12 protein-coding genes are annotated in these 16,542 nt (G+C 38.0%); 9 read left to right on the forward strand and 3 right to left on the reverse strand.

Going from position 1 to position 16,542, the window contains the following annotated elements:
* Positions 1 to 21: 21 nt before the first annotated feature.
* The gene (locus ASF86_RS04035; protein WP_056479662.1) at positions 22 to 2,736 is read right to left on the reverse strand and encodes a TonB-dependent receptor; all 2,715 of its coding nucleotides are present in this window, start codon (positions 2,734 to 2,736) and stop codon (positions 22 to 24) included.
* A gap of 782 nt (positions 2,737 to 3,518) precedes the next feature.
* Between ASF86_RS04035 and ASF86_RS04040 the strand changes: the two genes are divergently transcribed.
* The 7 genes from ASF86_RS04040 to ASF86_RS04070 all read left to right on the forward strand — a co-directional run bounded on the left by ASF86_RS04040 (position 3,519) and on the right by ASF86_RS04070 (position 13,783).
* Positions 3,519 to 5,297: an ABC transporter substrate-binding protein gene (locus tag ASF86_RS04040; RefSeq protein ID WP_005041044.1), complete on the forward strand. Its 1,779-nt coding sequence runs from the start codon at positions 3,519 to 3,521 to the stop codon at positions 5,295 to 5,297.
* Positions 5,298 to 5,312: 15 nt separating this feature from the next.
* Complete coding sequence (locus ASF86_RS04045) at positions 5,313 to 7,136, forward strand: ABC transporter substrate-binding protein (RefSeq protein WP_081407544.1); 1,824 nt, start codon at positions 5,313 to 5,315, stop codon at positions 7,134 to 7,136.
* A 20-nt stretch (positions 7,137 to 7,156) separates the two neighbouring features.
* The gene (locus tag ASF86_RS04050; protein ID WP_026056101.1) at positions 7,157 to 9,169 is read left to right on the forward strand and encodes a M3 family metallopeptidase; all 2,013 of its coding nucleotides are present in this window, start codon (positions 7,157 to 7,159) and stop codon (positions 9,167 to 9,169) included.
* Between the two features lie 12 nt (positions 9,170 to 9,181).
* The gene (locus ASF86_RS04055; RefSeq protein WP_003651522.1) at positions 9,182 to 10,120 is read left to right on the forward strand and encodes an ABC transporter permease; all 939 of its coding nucleotides are present in this window, start codon (positions 9,182 to 9,184) and stop codon (positions 10,118 to 10,120) included.
* Positions 10,121 to 10,127: 7 nt separating this feature from the next.
* Positions 10,128 to 11,270, forward strand: a complete 1,143-nt coding sequence (locus ASF86_RS04060) for an ABC transporter permease (protein WP_056479668.1) — start codon at positions 10,128 to 10,130, stop codon at positions 11,268 to 11,270.
* 13 nt (positions 11,271 to 11,283) lie between these two features.
* Positions 11,284 to 13,017, forward strand: a complete 1,734-nt coding sequence (locus ASF86_RS04065; protein WP_056479671.1) for an ABC transporter ATP-binding protein — start codon at positions 11,284 to 11,286, stop codon at positions 13,015 to 13,017.
* Between the two features lie 106 nt (positions 13,018 to 13,123).
* Entirely contained in the window at positions 13,124 to 13,783 is a 660-nt protein-coding gene (locus tag ASF86_RS04070; protein ID WP_056479674.1) for an SOS response-associated peptidase family protein, read from the forward strand.
* Between the two features lie 59 nt (positions 13,784 to 13,842).
* Here ASF86_RS04070 and ASF86_RS04075 read toward each other — a convergent pair whose 3' ends face one another.
* Positions 13,843 to 14,211 (reverse strand): hypothetical protein, encoded by a 369-nt coding sequence (locus ASF86_RS04075; protein ID WP_003651529.1) that lies wholly within the window; start codon positions 14,209 to 14,211, stop codon positions 13,843 to 13,845.
* 298 nt (positions 14,212 to 14,509) lie between these two features.
* On the opposite strand from ASF86_RS04075, the gene ASF86_RS04080 reads away from it, so the two are divergent.
* Both ASF86_RS04080 and ASF86_RS04085 read left to right on the forward strand, forming a co-directional pair.
* Positions 14,510 to 15,367, forward strand: coding sequence for a 3'(2'),5'-bisphosphate nucleotidase CysQ (locus ASF86_RS04080; protein ID WP_056479677.1), 858 nt, complete (start codon positions 14,510 to 14,512; stop codon positions 15,365 to 15,367).
* 57 nt (positions 15,368 to 15,424) lie between these two features.
* On the forward strand, positions 15,425 to 16,159 hold the full coding sequence (locus tag ASF86_RS04085) for a histidine phosphatase family protein (RefSeq protein WP_004642661.1): 735 nt from the start codon (positions 15,425 to 15,427) through the stop codon (positions 16,157 to 16,159).
* Positions 16,160 to 16,216: 57 nt separating this feature from the next.
* Here the strand turns inward: ASF86_RS04085 and rpsT are convergent, their stop codons facing one another.
* The gene (rpsT, locus tag ASF86_RS04090) at positions 16,217 to 16,483 is read right to left on the reverse strand and encodes a 30S ribosomal protein S20 (protein WP_003651535.1); all 267 of its coding nucleotides are present in this window, start codon (positions 16,481 to 16,483) and stop codon (positions 16,217 to 16,219) included.
* Positions 16,484 to 16,542: the final 59 nt, after the last annotated feature.

Raw genomic sequence — 16,542 nt, forward strand, 5'->3', positions numbered from 1 at the left:
TTATATTTGCAGAACAACCATTTAGAACTTATATGTACCTCGTACAAAGTACGTACGTCCTAAAGGATCTGCGTAACGTGGGTCATATCCCATTTGGAAGTTGTCGCCAACATTTGAAGCTGGAGGATCTTCATCAAAAATATTTTTAATTCCTGCGGTGACTTCTAGATTTTTAAAGCCTTTGTAAGTACCTGAAATATTATAAATTGTATAGTCGCTCACTTTATGGTTTTCATAACCTGCTTTGACAGTGGAGCTTGAATTTTGGTCATCATAACCGCGAGTGAATTGTTGTTGGAAATTTACACCCCAGTTTTGGTAATTCCAGTATAAATTAGCAGTATGTTTCCAACGAATAATTGGGGCATCTCCAACATATGTGCCTAAACTACTAATCCAGTCTCCATCTTTTTCATTTTGATATTTATATTTAATGACATAAGTTCCATCGATTCCAAAGCCAAATCGACCTGTTGCTGTCATTGGGGTTATATAATTCAGACTTACATCGACACCAGAGGTTTTTAAATCACCCATATTGTCTTGAGTAGTAATGATATGGTTAAGCGTTCCATCTGAGTTGCGTACGAACTTGTCTGCATATTTTGTTGGATTGTTAAAAATATCACTCTCAGATAATGCAGCAATTTGATTTTCAACTTCAATATTAAAATAATCTAAGGTTAGAACTAAATTCTTAATTGGTTCTAGAACTAGACCAGCAGTAAATGATTTTGATTCTTCAGGGTCGAGATCTTTATTTCCTCCATTTTTCCGATCAAATTGGGTTTCGCAATCACGACTGGCAACACCACCAGGTGGAAGAGTATCTCCCGGTTTTTTAGGAGGGCCATTCGGACAAAGTACAGGGTCATTATGGTAGGCTGAAGTATTTGTTATAGAGTTAGGAGCATTTACTTCCCATAAAGTTGGTGCTCGGAATCCTGTACTATAAGAGGTACGGAACATTAATTGTTTAATTGGTTCCCAGCGAAGTGCGAATTTAGGATTAAACGTATCGCCAAAGTCACTGTAATCATCGTAACGAGCAGCAAGTTGAGCTTCTAAAGTTTTATGTAAGGGAATATGCAGTTCAGTAAAGACTGCTTTGATCTCTCTTTTTCCTTTATTCGTAGGTTCATTTGGATCAACTCCTGTACTTGGTGCTTGACTAGCCACTTCAGATACTACGTTTGAGGTCCATTCATCGTGGCGGTAGCTAGTTCCAATTGCAAAACCAACGTCACCGGCAGGTAATTTAAATATAGGTCGACTGGCGGTGAAATCAACAGTAGTTGAGTCAACGTCTGCTTTTAAATAAGCACCAGTTACACCTAGTGTATCCCATAAGCCTGTATCTTCTGGTGCTTGTGGACCGAATGGGTTTAAAATACCATTATTTAAAGCCTCTTGAGTTTTGTTGTAGTTAAGATACCCACTGTTTAACCGATCTTCCGCTTCGCTATGAGCATAAGTAACACCAGTATTAATATCCCAACCGAATGCTTCACCCTCTAGACCACCGAATACTCGATGTGACTCATTAATACTAGAACTAACACGATTACCAGCTTGAGAACGAATATAAAGTTCAAGTGGACCGCTCACATTATTCATTCCAGGTGTAATACCATTACCTGGGTAATATTTGCTATCAGGATTTAATGTTAAATCAAAGAAAACATCTGGAGCCACAGAGGTAGTAATTTCATTACGCGCGTAGACGTATTCTGCTACAGCATTTAAATTATCATTGAGTTTAAAAGTAGCACGCCCTAGTGCTGAGATATCTTCAGTTTTTGGAACAATTCCAATCACTGCCTGACTGTTGTAACGGCAGGATCCATTCTGTACGTAAACGAGCGGGTTACTGCCACAGCCTGTGGCTGCATATGGGTTTCCTTCGGCACCAGTTTCCTTGTCATAAAAATTAGCGGGAAAACTACCGCTACTCCCTTTTGTAATACCTAGTTCTGGTATTAATCCTCCACGTTTACTAACTTTACGATCTTTTGCCATAACATCGTTACCATGTCGGTAATCGATGACACCAAAGATATTAAATCCATTTTCATCAAGATCACCATAACCACCAAATACGCTTACATCTTGTGTATCACCTCCATTTTGCTCTGGTTGTGTCAAACCTCCACTGATGTTTAAACCAGTAAATTGTTTTTTAGTAATGAAGTTAATTACACCACCAATTGCATCTGTACCGTAAATTGCTGATGCTCCATCTCGTAATACTTCAATGCGATCTAACATTGCGAGTGGAATAATATTTAAATTAGTGACACCGCTATCATAGGCATTTGCAGCTAAACGACGACCATTAAGTAAGATTAAAGTTTTATTGGCACCAATTCCTCGCAGGTCTGCTGCTGAGCCTACGGTTCCGCTAGCACCTACATTTTGCGCAGTAACAAAACTCGATTGGTTTGCACTAATCTTTGCTAAAGCCTCTTCGGTTGTTGTTACCCCTTGTTTTAAAATTTCATCAACTTTCACGATAGTAATGGGTGAAGCACTTTGCGCTGCAACACCTTTGATTGAAGAACCTGTAACGGCAACTTTGACGACTTTTGTTGGTTTATCATCATTACTTGATGGTTCAGTTTCTGCTGCTTGTGCCAGGGTAAGACACATCATGCTTAAACTAAGGGTGCTTAATTTAAGAATTGTTTTGCCGATCTTGGGGGTTACCTGAGATCGAACATTGTATTTTTTTTTCATCGTGGATTTGATCCCTTTTTGTTGTAGTTAGCGATATTGCTGAAAAGTGTTTAAGCAAAGCAAGTGCCAACTATATATTTTTCTTTTTTTAGTTTATGCAAAATATTGATAAATATTGATTTTATTATGGTTTCGGCTGTAATTCAGAGGGTGGAATCAAACAAATTATTTTTCTATTTGGAAAAAAATAATGAGTTGGCGAAAAGTTTCAAATTTATTTGTATAAAAAATAACCATTGTTTGAATCTTCATGTATTACATATCCATTTATGTATCTTTTTAGAACTTTGTTAAATGTAACTGTATAACGTAACATTATGATAATTTCATATACTTCTATTTATAAATCAAATGGTTGGTCTGTTGTTTTTTGTGAAAAATAACGATTTTTTCTGAACTAGAATGAAACATTTGTGACTTTTAATTGTGCAATATAGGTTAATGGTGGATAGGTTATATAAATATAATATTTGGCAAAAACTTACTTTTATTTATATAGTCCCAAAAGTTTTAAGTGCCTAATAAAAATGTAAATTTTAAATATTTTTATATGGATTATTCTTGATCACAAAATATGGCATGAAATTCGCTTTATATTAGATAGTTACAGCTTTCTAATTTTATTGTTAGCTTTTTCCATTTGATCAAATAAAAGATTGAATAAAACGGTTAGTAATTTACAAAGAAGAAAGTAGTCCGCTGAGAAAGAACTTTTCTTATGCGGATTTAGATGTTACTCAAAAGGATAATATCTTTAAAATATTAATTAAGTAGGTAGGAACTTGAAATTAAAAATTTTTAAGCTCGCCATTTTAAGTCTGGCTATTACATCAGTTTCTTGTGCTTTCGCCCAAACGCCTGCACAACCAAACAAAATATTACATGTTGCTTATGAAGCGCCTGATGATGGTTTTGACATGGTTAAAACCACCAATTTTTATAGTGGTAGTATTGTGGAAGCTATTTTCGAGCCTTTACTCAAATATGATTATTTAGCTCGTCCAGTACAGTTAGTTCCTTATACGGCTGAAAGCCTGCCTAAGGTGGAACAAGACGGTAAAGTTTATACATTTAAAATTAGGCCAGGTATTTATTTTACCAATGATCCTGCTTTTAAAGGTAAACGCCGTGAGCTGGTAGCCGAAGACTACGTCTATACAATTAAACGCATTTTAGATCCTGAAAATAGGGCACCTTCTGTTTCATTCATTGATGGGAAATTGTTAGGTGCCGATGTGGTTGTAGCTAAGGCAAAGAAAACTGGAAAATTTGATTACGCCGCACCCATTGCAGGAGTGAAAGCGCTTGATCGATATACTCTACAATTCACTTTGACACGTCAAGACTATAATTTTCCTTATATTCTTGCCTATATTGCATTTGGTGGTGTTGCTAAGGAGGTTGTTGATTATTACGGTGATCGTATTGGCATGCATCCAGTAGGTACTGGACCTTACATGTTAAGTAAATATGTTCCAAGAAGTAAGGTCGAGTTGGTTGCTAATCCTGATTATCGGGGGTTCGTGTGGAACTTTAAGTCGACAGGAACACCTTGGGATAACCAGCTTGTTAAAGAAATGAGCGGTAAGAAAATGCCGCAAATTGGTAAAGTTGTAGTCAGTATTATTGAAGAACAACAGTCACGATGGTTAGCTTTTCAGTCTGGTCAATTGGATTTTGATAGACTTACTGCGAATGCAGTTCCTCAAGCTTTAGATAAGGGACAACTTAAAGCATCTTTTCAAAAAAAGGGAATTAAGCATTTCCCTAATAAAGAACCTGAAATTACCTATACGATGATGAACATGCGTGATCCGGTGATTGGCGGTTTTAGCCCAGACAAGATAGCTCTTCGTCGAGCAATTACTTTGGCATATGATCAAAAAGAAAGTATAAGACAAGCTTACAAAGGGCAAGCTGTTAGAGCAGAAATGTTTATACCTGAAGGTGTAAATGGATATAACCCGAAGTACAGAAGTAGCGTAGGATACAATCCGCTATTAGCCAATAAACTACTTGATCATTATGGTTATAAAAAAGGGGCTGATGGTTACCGAAACTTACCAAACGGGAAGCCTTTGGTTTTAAAAATTAATAATGAAAATAGCTCGGCTTCAGTTATTCATTCTGAACTCTGGAAAAAAAATCTGGATGCCATTGGCATTCGCGCTGACTTCAAGGTGAGTAACTTTGCAGATAACTTAAAAGCTGCAACTCAATGTAAATATATGATTTGGAGTGGAGCATGGATTGCTGACTATCCTGAAGGAGACAATTTTGCACAATTACTTTATGGTCCAAACGCGGGGCAAGGAAACCATGCTTGTTACCAGTCTAAAACTTATGATGCCCTTTATAATCAAGTCACTCATTTACCACCCCAACAACGTCTACCATATTATGAAAAGCTTAACCGCCAGATTGAAGCTGACAATCCGTGGATTATTCATGTAACTCGACTTCGTAACTGGTTGATACAGCCGCAAGTTCAGGGATTTAAACCTCATCCAATAATGAATACGAACTGGCAATATCTTGATATTACTCCTGTTAAAAAATAATTTTAGATAAAGATAATTATGACTGAAAATTTAATAAAACAGCTCAAGCATTGTAGTGTCAGCCTATTATTCGCCAGTATGGCATTAACTGGATCTACAAGTATTTTTGCGAAAAGCCCCGCCGATCCAAATAAAGTTTTACGTTATGTATTCCCGACAGCTGAAACAGGTTTCGACCCAGCTTATATCCATGATTTGTATTCGGCGCATGTAACCACTTCAATATTTGAAACTTTATATACGTATGACTATTTAGCAAGGCCCGCAAAATTAGTTCCTCATATTGCTACAACTATGCCCGAAGTGAGTGCAGACGGTCTGACTTATACTATTCACATTAAAAAAGGCATTTATTTTACGCCGGACCCTGTATTTAAAGGGAAGCCTAGAGAGTTAACAGCCAATGATTATGCGTACTCTTTTAAGCGCTTATTGGATCCGAATTTACGTTCTCCAAATAGCTGGTTGTTAGAGAGCAAAATCGAAGGTATGGATGCATTAATAAAAGCAGCCAATAAAACCGGAAAATTTAACTATGACCAAAAGGTAAGTGGTTTACAAACACCTGATAAGTACACTTTGGTGATCCGATTAGTTAAACCAGATTATAACTTTCCTTTATTACTGGCACATGACCCGACAGGTGCTGTGGCGCGTGAAGTCATCGAAAAGTATAAAGATAAAGCTGGTTTTGTCATGGGACATCCTGTAGGTACAGGCCCTTATGTACTGAGCAAGTGGGTGCCAGCTTCGCGCATTGTTCTAAAAGCGAATCCTGATTATCGCGGCTTTACTTGGAACTTTGCAGCCAGTAGCCCTGAGGATGGGGCAATTGTAAAACGCCTTAAAGGTAAAAAAATGCCTCAAATAGGCACAATTGATATTCAGGTTATGGAAGAAAACCAATCACGGTGGCTGGCATTTCAGCGTGGTGAGATTGATATATTTCAGCTTGAAGGGCAATTGGTTGCGAAGGCGATTAAAGACGGTAAATTAAGACCTGAACTTGCCAAAGAGGGTGTGCATTTATCTCGTATTGTTGATCCTGAAATTAGCTATATTTATTGGAACCTTAAAAATCCAGTTGTAGGCGGAATGAGTAAAGAAAAGATTGCGTTACGCCGTGCAATTGCAATGTCTCGCTCACTAGATCAAGAAATTAAATTAGTAAGAAATGATGATGCCGAGCGTCTACATTTTCCAGTTCCACCCGGTGTAGTGGGATATGACCCTCAGTATAGAACCAGTACGCCATATTCGGTGAAAGCAGCAAATTTACTGTTAGATAGATATCACTATAAAAAAGATGCATCAGGTTGGCGCACTCAACCAAATGGGAAGCCCCTTGTAATTGAATATATGGCTCGCAGTGACAGTATTGGTCAGCAAAGTGCTGAACTTTGGAAAAAAAACTTTGATAGTTTGAATATTCGAATGGTGTTTAAACCAATGCTTTTTGCAGATCTAATTCGAGCACAAAAACAGTGTGAAGGTATGTTTGGTGCTTCTGCATGGATTGCTGATTATCCTGATGGCGATAATTTTATGCAGAATTTTTATGGTCCCAATACGCATATGACGAACTGGTCTTGTGGTTCGATTCCAGAGTTTGACCAGTTGTATCGCCAAACCCAACAAATGAAAGCTGGCTCTGAACGGGATGCGCTTTATCGAAAAATGACGCGTTTGTTAGAAGTCTATATGCCTGTGCAAATGTCCTACGCCCGCTACCGAAATATGTTGGCCCAGCCGCGTGTCATTGGCTATAAAAAGCATCCAATTTTACATGCTGAGTGGATGTACTTTGATATTGATACAAATACTAAATCTAATCATTAAATGAAAAATCTGGAGATATGATGAAGAATAAAACACTAAAAATGACAACGTTATGTATGTTGGCTATAGGTATAAACCAATATGCTTCAGCTGAAACAACTCGTAGTATATTACCACTACTTAAAGCAAAGCAGCTTCCAACATGGTGTGATTCTAATTTAAAAAAAATTCAGCAACAGATTACAGACTTTGAGAAAACACCTGTTAATGCTAACGCAGCAGCGGCACCTATTTTGGCAAAATGGGATAAAATTTTTGCTCATTTTGAAAATTTTTCAGGTCCGATAAGCTTATATAGCAACGTAGACCCAGATGCAAAGTTGCGTAAGGCGGCCGAAGATTGTGAAATCAAAATTAATCAATTTCACACTGATATTTTTCAAAATCCCAAGCTATATAACTTAATTAAAAATACACAAGCAACGGACCCAGTTGATAAAAAATATCGTCAAGATATTTTGAGCCAATTTGAAGATACAGGTGTTCAACTTGAACCGACAAAACGCGCAAGAATGAAAGCTATTCTGGATGAATTGACTAAATTAGAACAAGAATATGCCCGTAATGTTCGTGATAACCCTGAAAAACTTGAGTTTACTGCTGAAGAGATGAAGGGTTTACCAGAAAGTTATATTTCAGGTTTGAAAAAGAATGCGAAAGGAAATTATTTGGTTGGTTTTGAATATCCAGAATATCGGCCATTTATGGAGTTGGCAGACAACGATGATGCCCGAAAAAGATATCAGATTGCTTTTACAAGACGTGGTACTGAGCAAAATTTAAAACTACTCAAGCAGGCAGTAGATTTACGTTATGAGTTGGCACAATTGTTTGGAAAAGCAAGTTATGCGGATTGGGTTTTAAAAGATCGTATGGCTAAAACCCCTGATGCTGTAAACCAGTTTTTAGCAGACGTACAAAAAACAGTAGCCCCCCTTGAACGTAAAGAAGTCGAAGAACTCCGAGCATTTAAAGCGCAAACTTTAAAAACGCCATTAGATAAAACCGAGATAACACGTTGGAGTGAAGCTTACTGGAGTGAAAAACTTCGTAAGAGTAAATATCAGATTGATCAGGAAAAGCTTCGTGATTATTTCCCAACTTTAGCTGCTCAAAAGTGGTTGTTTGCCATTTCATCTGACCTTTACGGTATTGACTTTAAACCTGTCAAAGTTAAAGCATGGCAGGACGAAGTTGAATATTACGATGTAGTTGATAAAAAGACAGGAAAACTTTTGGGCGGCCTATATATGGATAAATTCCCTCGTGAGGGGAAATATGGCCATGCCGCGGTTTGGGGAGTATACGGTGGTAGCACTTTAACCAATAGATTACCTGTTTCAGCATTGGTCACCAATTTTAACCGCAAAGGTTTAAATAGTGATGAGTTAGAAACTTTTGTTCATGAGTTTGGTCATGCCTTGCATGGCATTTTGTCAAATACACGTTATGCCAGTCAGTCAGGAACATCCGTAGAACGTGATTTTGTAGAAGCACCTTCTCAAATGTATGAAGAGTGGGCACGCCGTAAAGAAACCTTATCTAAAGTTGCCGATTATTGTGATCCAGCATGCCCGCGCGTTGACGATGAGTTAATTGCACGTTTAAAAGCGGTACATAACTATGGACGCGGCTTGCGTTATGCACGTCAGACACTCTATGCCCAGTACGATATGGCCCTTCATAGCGCTGATGCCTTCAAAGTAAAACCTTTGGAAACTTGGCAAAAAATGGAAGCAGCTACAGCCTTGGGTTATGTGCCAACAACAGAGTTTCCAGGTCAGTTTGGGCATTTGATGGGCGGTTATCAAGCAGGTTATTACGGCTATATGTGGTCTGAGGTTTTGGCTTTAGACATGCTTTCTGCTTATGGCGATAACCTCAATAATCCGCAAGTAGGGCAACGTTACCGTCAAACGATTTTATCGCAAGGTAGCCAAAAGCCAGCTGCTGAGCTAGTGAAAGATTTTCTTGGTCGTGAGCCTGACAATAAAGCGTTCTTTAATGAAATTACCGGACAACGGGTTAAATAAGGAATTATCACTATGCTGGCATATGTTATTCGGCGTTTATGGCAGATGATTCCAACCATGTTGGGAGTAGTCTTACTTATTTTTATTCTTTTTAACTGGGTCGGTGGAGATCCTGCCTATATTTTAGCGGGCAAGATGTCTAATCCTGAGCAAATCGAAAACATTCGTAAACAGCTAGGTGTCGATCAGCCGTATTACGTTCAACTCTGGATTTTCATTAAGCAGATTCTGACTTTTGACTATGGTGCGAGTTGGAGTACTGGCGAACCTGTTTCCCAAATTATTTTAACTCGATTAGGGCCGTCGCTCACGCTTTTAATTCCGCTCACTATTTTACAAACCGTTATTTCAATTATTTTGGCATTGGCTGTTGCAGCGGTACGAGGTTCTCTAACCGACCGTATGGTCATGATGCTATGTACCATTGCTATGTCAATTAGTATTTTAGTTTACATTATTGTTTTTCAATATGTTTTAGCTTATCAGCTCAGTTGGTTTCCCGTACAAGGCTGGAGTGACACCTTTACCGAGAATTTATTTAAATTTGCCTTACTTCCAATTTTAATCATGTTAGTTGTGAGTATTGCACCAACCTTACGTTTATATCGTAGTTTTGTGCTTGATGAAATTAATCAGGACTATGTTCGAACAGCACGTGCTAAAGGTGTAGGTGAAAGCCGAATTTTAGGTGTACATGTACTGCGTAACGCTTCAATTCCTATTATTACCGATGTGATGTCAACTTTACCGGCGTTACTCATAGGTGCATTTTTAATTGAACGTTTTTTTGGTATTCCCGGTATTGGTCGAGAAGTCATTATTGCAGTTGAACGAAGTGATTTTCCTGTTATTAAGGCAATTACAGTATACATCGCAGCTGCAACCATGATTTTTAACCTGATTGCCGATTTGGTCTACAAAGTGGTTGATCCACGTGTACAGTTGAAGTAGGTGGGCTATGCTGAGCGTTTTATCAAAAAGAAAAGAACAAACAAAAGCCGAAGCTAATTCATCTGGCCTGTGGAAACTTGCCATGCGACGTCTTCGGGCTGACAAAATCGCGATGTCATCACTAGCGATTGTATTGCTTTATTTTATTATCTTGGTTCTATCAATGACGGGTGTGATTGCATCTGACTGGAATAAAGAAGTTGCAGTGAGCTATGCACCACCCACATTTATAGGCGCAGATAAGACAACAGATGCTGGACAAAATGCAGCGGCGGTTGACGAGGAATTACCAGAAAATCCAGTCGATCCATTAAAAGATGTCATAAAAGAGCTGAATGCGCAGATTAAACAAAGCAAGAGTTCAGGGGACGCGATTGATTACTATGGTGTAGTTGACCCATTAGCCGATGATATGAAAGCGATCGATCAGCAACTTGGCGGACATTTATTAGACCAGCAAGCCGAGCTTAAAAGCACACTTGTGTTTGGTGCTGATAAGTGGGGACAAGACGTTTTAAAGAAAACAATTAAAGGGGCTGAAACTTCAATTATTGTTGGGGTGATATCTGCTTTACTTGCGGTAGGTATTGGTACACTTTTAGGTGCAATTTCAGGATATTTTGGCGGTTGGGTGGATGATATTCTCAACTGGTTTTACAACATTTTCACCTCAATTCCATATTTATTATTAGTGCTTGCTATTGCTGCCGTGCTTCAACAAAAAGGCATTTTATCTATTGTTCTGATTTTAGGTTTAACGGGTTGGACAGGCGTTTATCGCTTAATTCGTGCTGAATATATGAAACATACTGCACGTGAATATGTTCTTGCAGCTAAGGCAATTGGCGTTGGACATTTCCGCCGTATGTTTATTCATATTTTTCCTAATGTCAGCCATATCGCTTTAGTCCAAATGTCGATTTTGGTGGTTTCTTTTATTAAATCGGAAGTCATTTTGAGTTTCTTAGGTTTCGGTGTACCAGTAGGTGTGGTGTCTTGGGGGAGCATGTTAAATGAAGCGCAAAGTGAACTTCTTTTAGGTAAATGGTGGCAGCTAGTCGCAGCCTCTGTCGCAATGGCTGTTTTGGTTACGGCATTCTCAATGTTTACTGATGCACTTCGTGATGCATTAGACCCAAAGCTAAAATAAGAGGAAGGTCCAAATGATAGAACAAGAATATAAGAATGCGCCGTTGCTTCATGTTAAAAATTTACGAGTAAGTTTTAAAGGTGAAGATAAGCAATATATTGAAACCGTAAAAGGAATTTCTTTTGATATTCCAGCAAATACCACAGTTGCTTTAGTCGGTGAATCGGGTAGTGGTAAATCGGTAACTTCTTTGGCAACAATGGGATTACTGCCTGTAGGGCAAAGCAAAATTGATGAACAAAGTAAAATTATATTTGAAGGTAAAGACTTACTCAGTTTGTCTCGTAAAGATATGCGGAAAATCTGTGGTAAAGATATTGCCATGATTTTTCAGGAGCCGATGTCATCATTAAACCCAGTTTTTACAGTTGGTAATCAAATTGCAGAGGTATTGTGTTTGCATATGGGATTGAACCGTAAACAGGCCCGACAACGCGTTTTAGAATTACTTAAAGAAGTAGGTATTCCTTCACCTGAAACTAAAATTGATGCCTATCCAAATCAACTTTCAGGTGGTCAACAGCAACGTGTCATGATTGCAATGGCGATTGCTTGTGAGCCTAAACTACTGATTGCCGATGAGCCCACTACGGCACTTGATGTCACCATTCAAAAGCAGATTATTGATTTACTCGAATCGTTGCGTAAGCGCCGTCAAATGTCGATGCTTTTTATTACTCACGATTTAGCGTTGGTCGGTGAAATTGCAGATAAAGTCATTGTGATGCGTCATGGTGAAATTAGAGAGCAAGGCGCTGCTGAGCAGGTTCTGGAACAGCCTAAAGATGTATATACCCGAGCATTACTTTACTGTCGTCCACAAATATCACAGCGCCCTTATCGATTGCCTGTGACCAGCGACTTTATGTTCCAAGAAGATAATATTTTGGTTGAGAAAAGTTTTGATGCTTCGGAAATTCCGCAGCGCAAACGTGGCTTAAATGGCGATGAGCAAATTATTTTAGAAGTAAAAGATCTGAAAAAAAGCTTTTATAGTCGTAAAGGATTATTTGGCAAAGAAGAGTTTCAGGCCGTAAAAGGAGTTTCTTTTAAACTTGCTAAAGGAAAAACTTTAGGTTTAGTCGGTGAATCTGGTTCAGGTAAAACGACGGTAGGCCTATTACTTATGCGGTTACATGAAGCTTCAGGTGGGCAAGCTTTCATTGAAGGAAAAGATATTCTTTCATTAACTGAAAAAGAGTTTGCTAAATATCAACGGAAAATCCAGATTATCTTTCAAAACCCATATGCTTCTCTTAATCCACGCTTTACGATTGGGCAGATTTTATTAGAACCCATGCAAATTCATGGCATTGGTAAAGATGATGCTGAGCGTAAACAAATTGCACTTGGATTACTTGAGCGAGTAAATTTACCTGAGCAAGCTTATTATCGCTATCCACATGAGTTTTCTGGGGGACAACGTCAGCGTATTGCGATTGCACGATGTTTAACGCTAAAACCTGAAATTTTGATTTGTGATGAATCTGTTTCAGCACTAGACGTTTCGGTTCAAGCACAGGTACTTAACTTATTACAAGACTTACAAGATGAGTTTGGACTCAGTTATATCTTTATTTCCCATGACTTATCGGTTGTGAAATATATATCTGATCAGGTCATGGTCATGAATCATGGTGAAGTTGTTGAAATTGCCAATTCGGATGAGCTTTATGCACATCCTCAACATGATTATACCAAACGACTATTACAAGCCATTCCTCAAGGGATTCAACACGTTTCATAAGCGTAAAGTTATGTCGTTAAAGGCACTTTCAAGTGCCTTTTTATTTGGTTTATCGCGTAAATACTTATAAAATAAGAGAGTAAAAATACAGTAGTTTAGTCTTGCTATGTGTGCCAACTTTAAACCTTTAACTCTTGCCCAATTGCAGCAACTCCAGTTGCCTGTGGTTGGCTTTAGCTATGCCGAAGAGGTTTATCCTGCGGGAACAATGCCGCTATTATTTAAATCACCACAAGGTCTTGAATGGCGTGAAGTCATGTTTGGTTTAGTTCCAAAATGGGCTGAAGATACAAACATAGCAAAACATACTTACAATGCCCGTCATGAAACGATTTTTCAAAAACCGAGTTTTCAAGAAGCTGCACTTAAATGTAAGTTTGGTGTGATTCCGGTGATGGAATTCTATGAAAGTAAATATATAAATGATAAACCTGAGCGGTGGGGTGTACGCCGTAAAGATGGACAAGCTTTTTATATTGCAGCAATCTATGAAATTTGCAAAATAAATGAAACGATTATTCGTTCTGCAAGTATGTTGACCATGGATGCTATAGATCATCCTATGATGAAAGATTTTCATGAGCCTGGAGATGTCAAAAGATCAGTTATTGTGATTCCACATGATCGATTAGAAGAGTGGTTGAGTTTGGAATCACCTGATATTTCAAGCTTTATCGAAGGTTTTCCAGTTGAAGAGTTTGAATGCTCGCATGTACCAAAAGAAAAAATTATAAAATCTACACCACAGTTAAGCATGTTTGACTAACATAAATAAAATCAAGATAAGGTTATTGATGTCAAATCTGAATCAATAACCTATATTGCTTATTCAATAGTTTTACTTAATGTTTGTACTTCTGAATCTTGAGCTAGATAGCTCAACTCAATTGGCGAAATAACAAAAGTGGTATTGTCTGATGTCTGTTTAAATACAAAGCCATATTCAAAAGACTGGCTATTTTTACTTGGTAACCAGAATAGATAAGGACATCCTGTGTAACTGCCATCCCAACCCATTTCTCTTGCTAAAGCTAAAGCTGTATCTGATTTCGCAATGATTTCTTTGAGAGACTCTTTATCTCTTGTTGAAACACCACCATCATCATCTGCAAATGTTTGTAGGAACTCATTTAAGGGAGTAAGTTCTTCCCAGTTATGTTCTATTGTCGAGAAATGATATCCATATAGCATCATGTACGCTTTCTTCCATCTTGTTATTGTGTGATTGAACATAGCAAGAAATAGATGAAAAGGAAATGGATAAATCTTATTTAAGTTGTTTATTTTTCATAACTTATAGATTGTTTTTTGTACGTGATAAGGACTTCTTTTAAACATCTTAATTATTCAGATTAGCTATATAGCATGCACAGAAAGCAGCGCTTACCTAATGATTAAGATAAATGACTATTTTAGTAAATCAAACTGTTGGCGAATACTGAATTGTTCATAATTCACCTATAATAGAAATGAAACTATGTAGAGCATATTTATGTTTATAACAACTACGCGTCCACAAGATACTTTGATTAATCAGCTTCTTCCAGTTTTGGAACAAGCAAGCCAGATTTTATTACAAGAATATCAAAATTATTCTGCGGGTTATGAGTTCACTATTCACGAAAAACAAGATGATTCACCTGTAACTCAAGCAGATTTAAAAGTGAACCTTTTCTTATTAAAGCACTTGGCAGAGATTACGCCAGACTTGCCGGTTTTGTCTGAAGAAAGTGATTATAGTGCTCGGCATGAGTGGTCCACATGCTGGATGTTAGATCCTCTTGATGGAACTAAAGAATTCATACATGAGCGTGATGAGTTTACGATCAACCTAAGTTTGATTAAGGGTAAAGAAACGATCTTTTCACTTATTGCTGTGCCATGTGAACAAGTCGTGTACTTGGGATATCTGCAAGATTTACCTTTTAAATATAGTTTCACTCAAAAACAGTGGTATCAATATCAAATAACTTCGTTTTCGCCAGACGAGCCTATTCAAATAGGACTTAGTCATGGCAGTAAAAATCCGAAATATCATAAATTTATTCAACCTATTGAAGAAAAACATAGCATTATTCGACGAGAAGCAGGAAGTGCCTACAAATTCTGCATGATGTTGGAAGGTGAAATAGATATTTACCCGCGATTTCATCCAACTTCTGAATGGGACACAAGTTCTGGTCAAGGTTTGTTAGAGAGTATAGGGGGTGGCTTACTTACCCTTGATGGAAAACCTTTTGAATATAATCAGAGACACACGGTTTTAAATAAGGGCTTTATCGCATTTCGTGATCAGGAAAGCAAAAAAATAGCATTTGAAGCATTGGCCCAAGCAGGTGTTATTGATTGAGAGTTATGCCAGACATGTTATAGTGGCAAAGTATTGAAAAAAGATGACAAGATAAAAATGGCACTCGATTTATTGCCTAAAAGTATGTTTGAAGCAATTGATTTATTGCCCGATGCTTCAACTCCTGTAACCTTATTTACGCGTCATTCTCTAAGAGAACTTGTGGATGGACAGGGCTTAGCTGGATATGATCTCCAACTCACTCCTCAAGGGCGTGAGCTTGCGCAGGCATGGGGTAATTATTTAATTAAAAATACAGATCGTGTTATTCAGCATTGTATTTCAAGTCCAATACAACGTTGTGTCGATACGGCTGCACTCATGATCGAAGGGGCGGATGCCGTAAGCCCTGAATTTAATACACATACGATTGAAATTATTGAGCAAGGATTACTGGTTGAGCCAGGGAGTTTTGTACTAGACATACAACAAGCTGCCCCTTATTTTAAAAAGCAAGGTGCTTTGGGTTTTATTAATAGTTTTGTAAATAATGCATTACCTGGTATGAAACACCCAATTACTGGTGTTTTAGATGTACTAGAGCTTATTTATCATACGCATCCTAAAACTCAAGGCGGGCTTAGTTTAGCTGTCAGCCATGACACTATTATTGCTGCAATTGTTGCTGTAATTTCTGGTGAAAATGAAATTAAGAAAGAAGATTGGCCTGAAATGATGGAAGGCCTATTTGTATGGTTTGAAGGCGAAGAATTTCCAAATTGCAAATTAAAATGGATCTGGAGAGGTAAGGCCTATGAGCTAAATGTAGCCAAATTTGGAAAAACGCTATAAGCTCAAAAATAATAGATAATAAAAAAAGCCCTATTGGGCTTTTTTTACATGCTTTAATTAGTTAGCTAACGCTTTAACTTGAGCATTTAAACGGCTCTTATGACGAGCAGCTTTATTTTTGTGGATGATGCCTTTATCAGCCATACGGTCGATTACAGGAACAGCTTTTTGGTAAGCTTCTGTAGCAACAGCATGATCACCACCAGCAATTGCACTTAAAGTACGTTTGATGTATGTACGAACCATAGAACGCAAGCTTGCGTTGTGTTTACGTGCAGTAACGTTTTGACGCGCACGTTTTTTAGCTTGAGCAGAGTTTGCCACTCTTGCACTCCTTGAAAATAAGTTGGTCTGGGCGGGCTGTGGTCAATCCAGTAAACTGG

Source organism: Acinetobacter sp. Leaf130, assembly GCF_001423205.1.
GTDB lineage: Bacteria > Pseudomonadota > Gammaproteobacteria > Pseudomonadales > Moraxellaceae > Acinetobacter > Acinetobacter calcoaceticus.

Bases quoted from the DNA above. Each gene is read 5' to 3' on its own strand.
- ASF86_RS04055 (WP_003651522.1), top strand. From the start codon at position 9,182: ATGCTGGCATATGTTATTCGGCGTTTATGGCAGATGATTCCAACCATG.
- ASF86_RS04070 (WP_056479674.1), top strand. From the start codon at position 13,124: ATGTGTGCCAACTTTAAACCTTTAACTCTTGCCCAATTGCAGCAACTC.
- ASF86_RS04060 (WP_056479668.1), top strand. From the start codon at position 10,128: ATGCTGAGCGTTTTATCAAAAAGAAAAGAACAAACAAAAGCCGAAGCT.
- ASF86_RS04065 (WP_056479671.1), top strand. From the start codon at position 11,284: ATGATAGAACAAGAATATAAGAATGCGCCGTTGCTTCATGTTAAAAAT.
- ASF86_RS04035 (WP_056479662.1), bottom strand. From the start codon at position 2,736: ATGAAAAAAAAATACAATGTTCGATCTCAGGTAACCCCCAAGATCGGC.
- ASF86_RS04080 (WP_056479677.1), top strand. From the start codon at position 14,510: ATGTTTATAACAACTACGCGTCCACAAGATACTTTGATTAATCAGCTT.
- ASF86_RS04050 (WP_026056101.1), top strand. From the start codon at position 7,157: ATGAAGAATAAAACACTAAAAATGACAACGTTATGTATGTTGGCTATA.
- ASF86_RS04075 (WP_003651529.1), bottom strand. From the start codon at position 14,211: ATGATGCTATATGGATATCATTTCTCGACAATAGAACATAACTGGGAA.
- ASF86_RS04085 (WP_004642661.1), top strand. From the start codon at position 15,425: ATGGCACTCGATTTATTGCCTAAAAGTATGTTTGAAGCAATTGATTTA.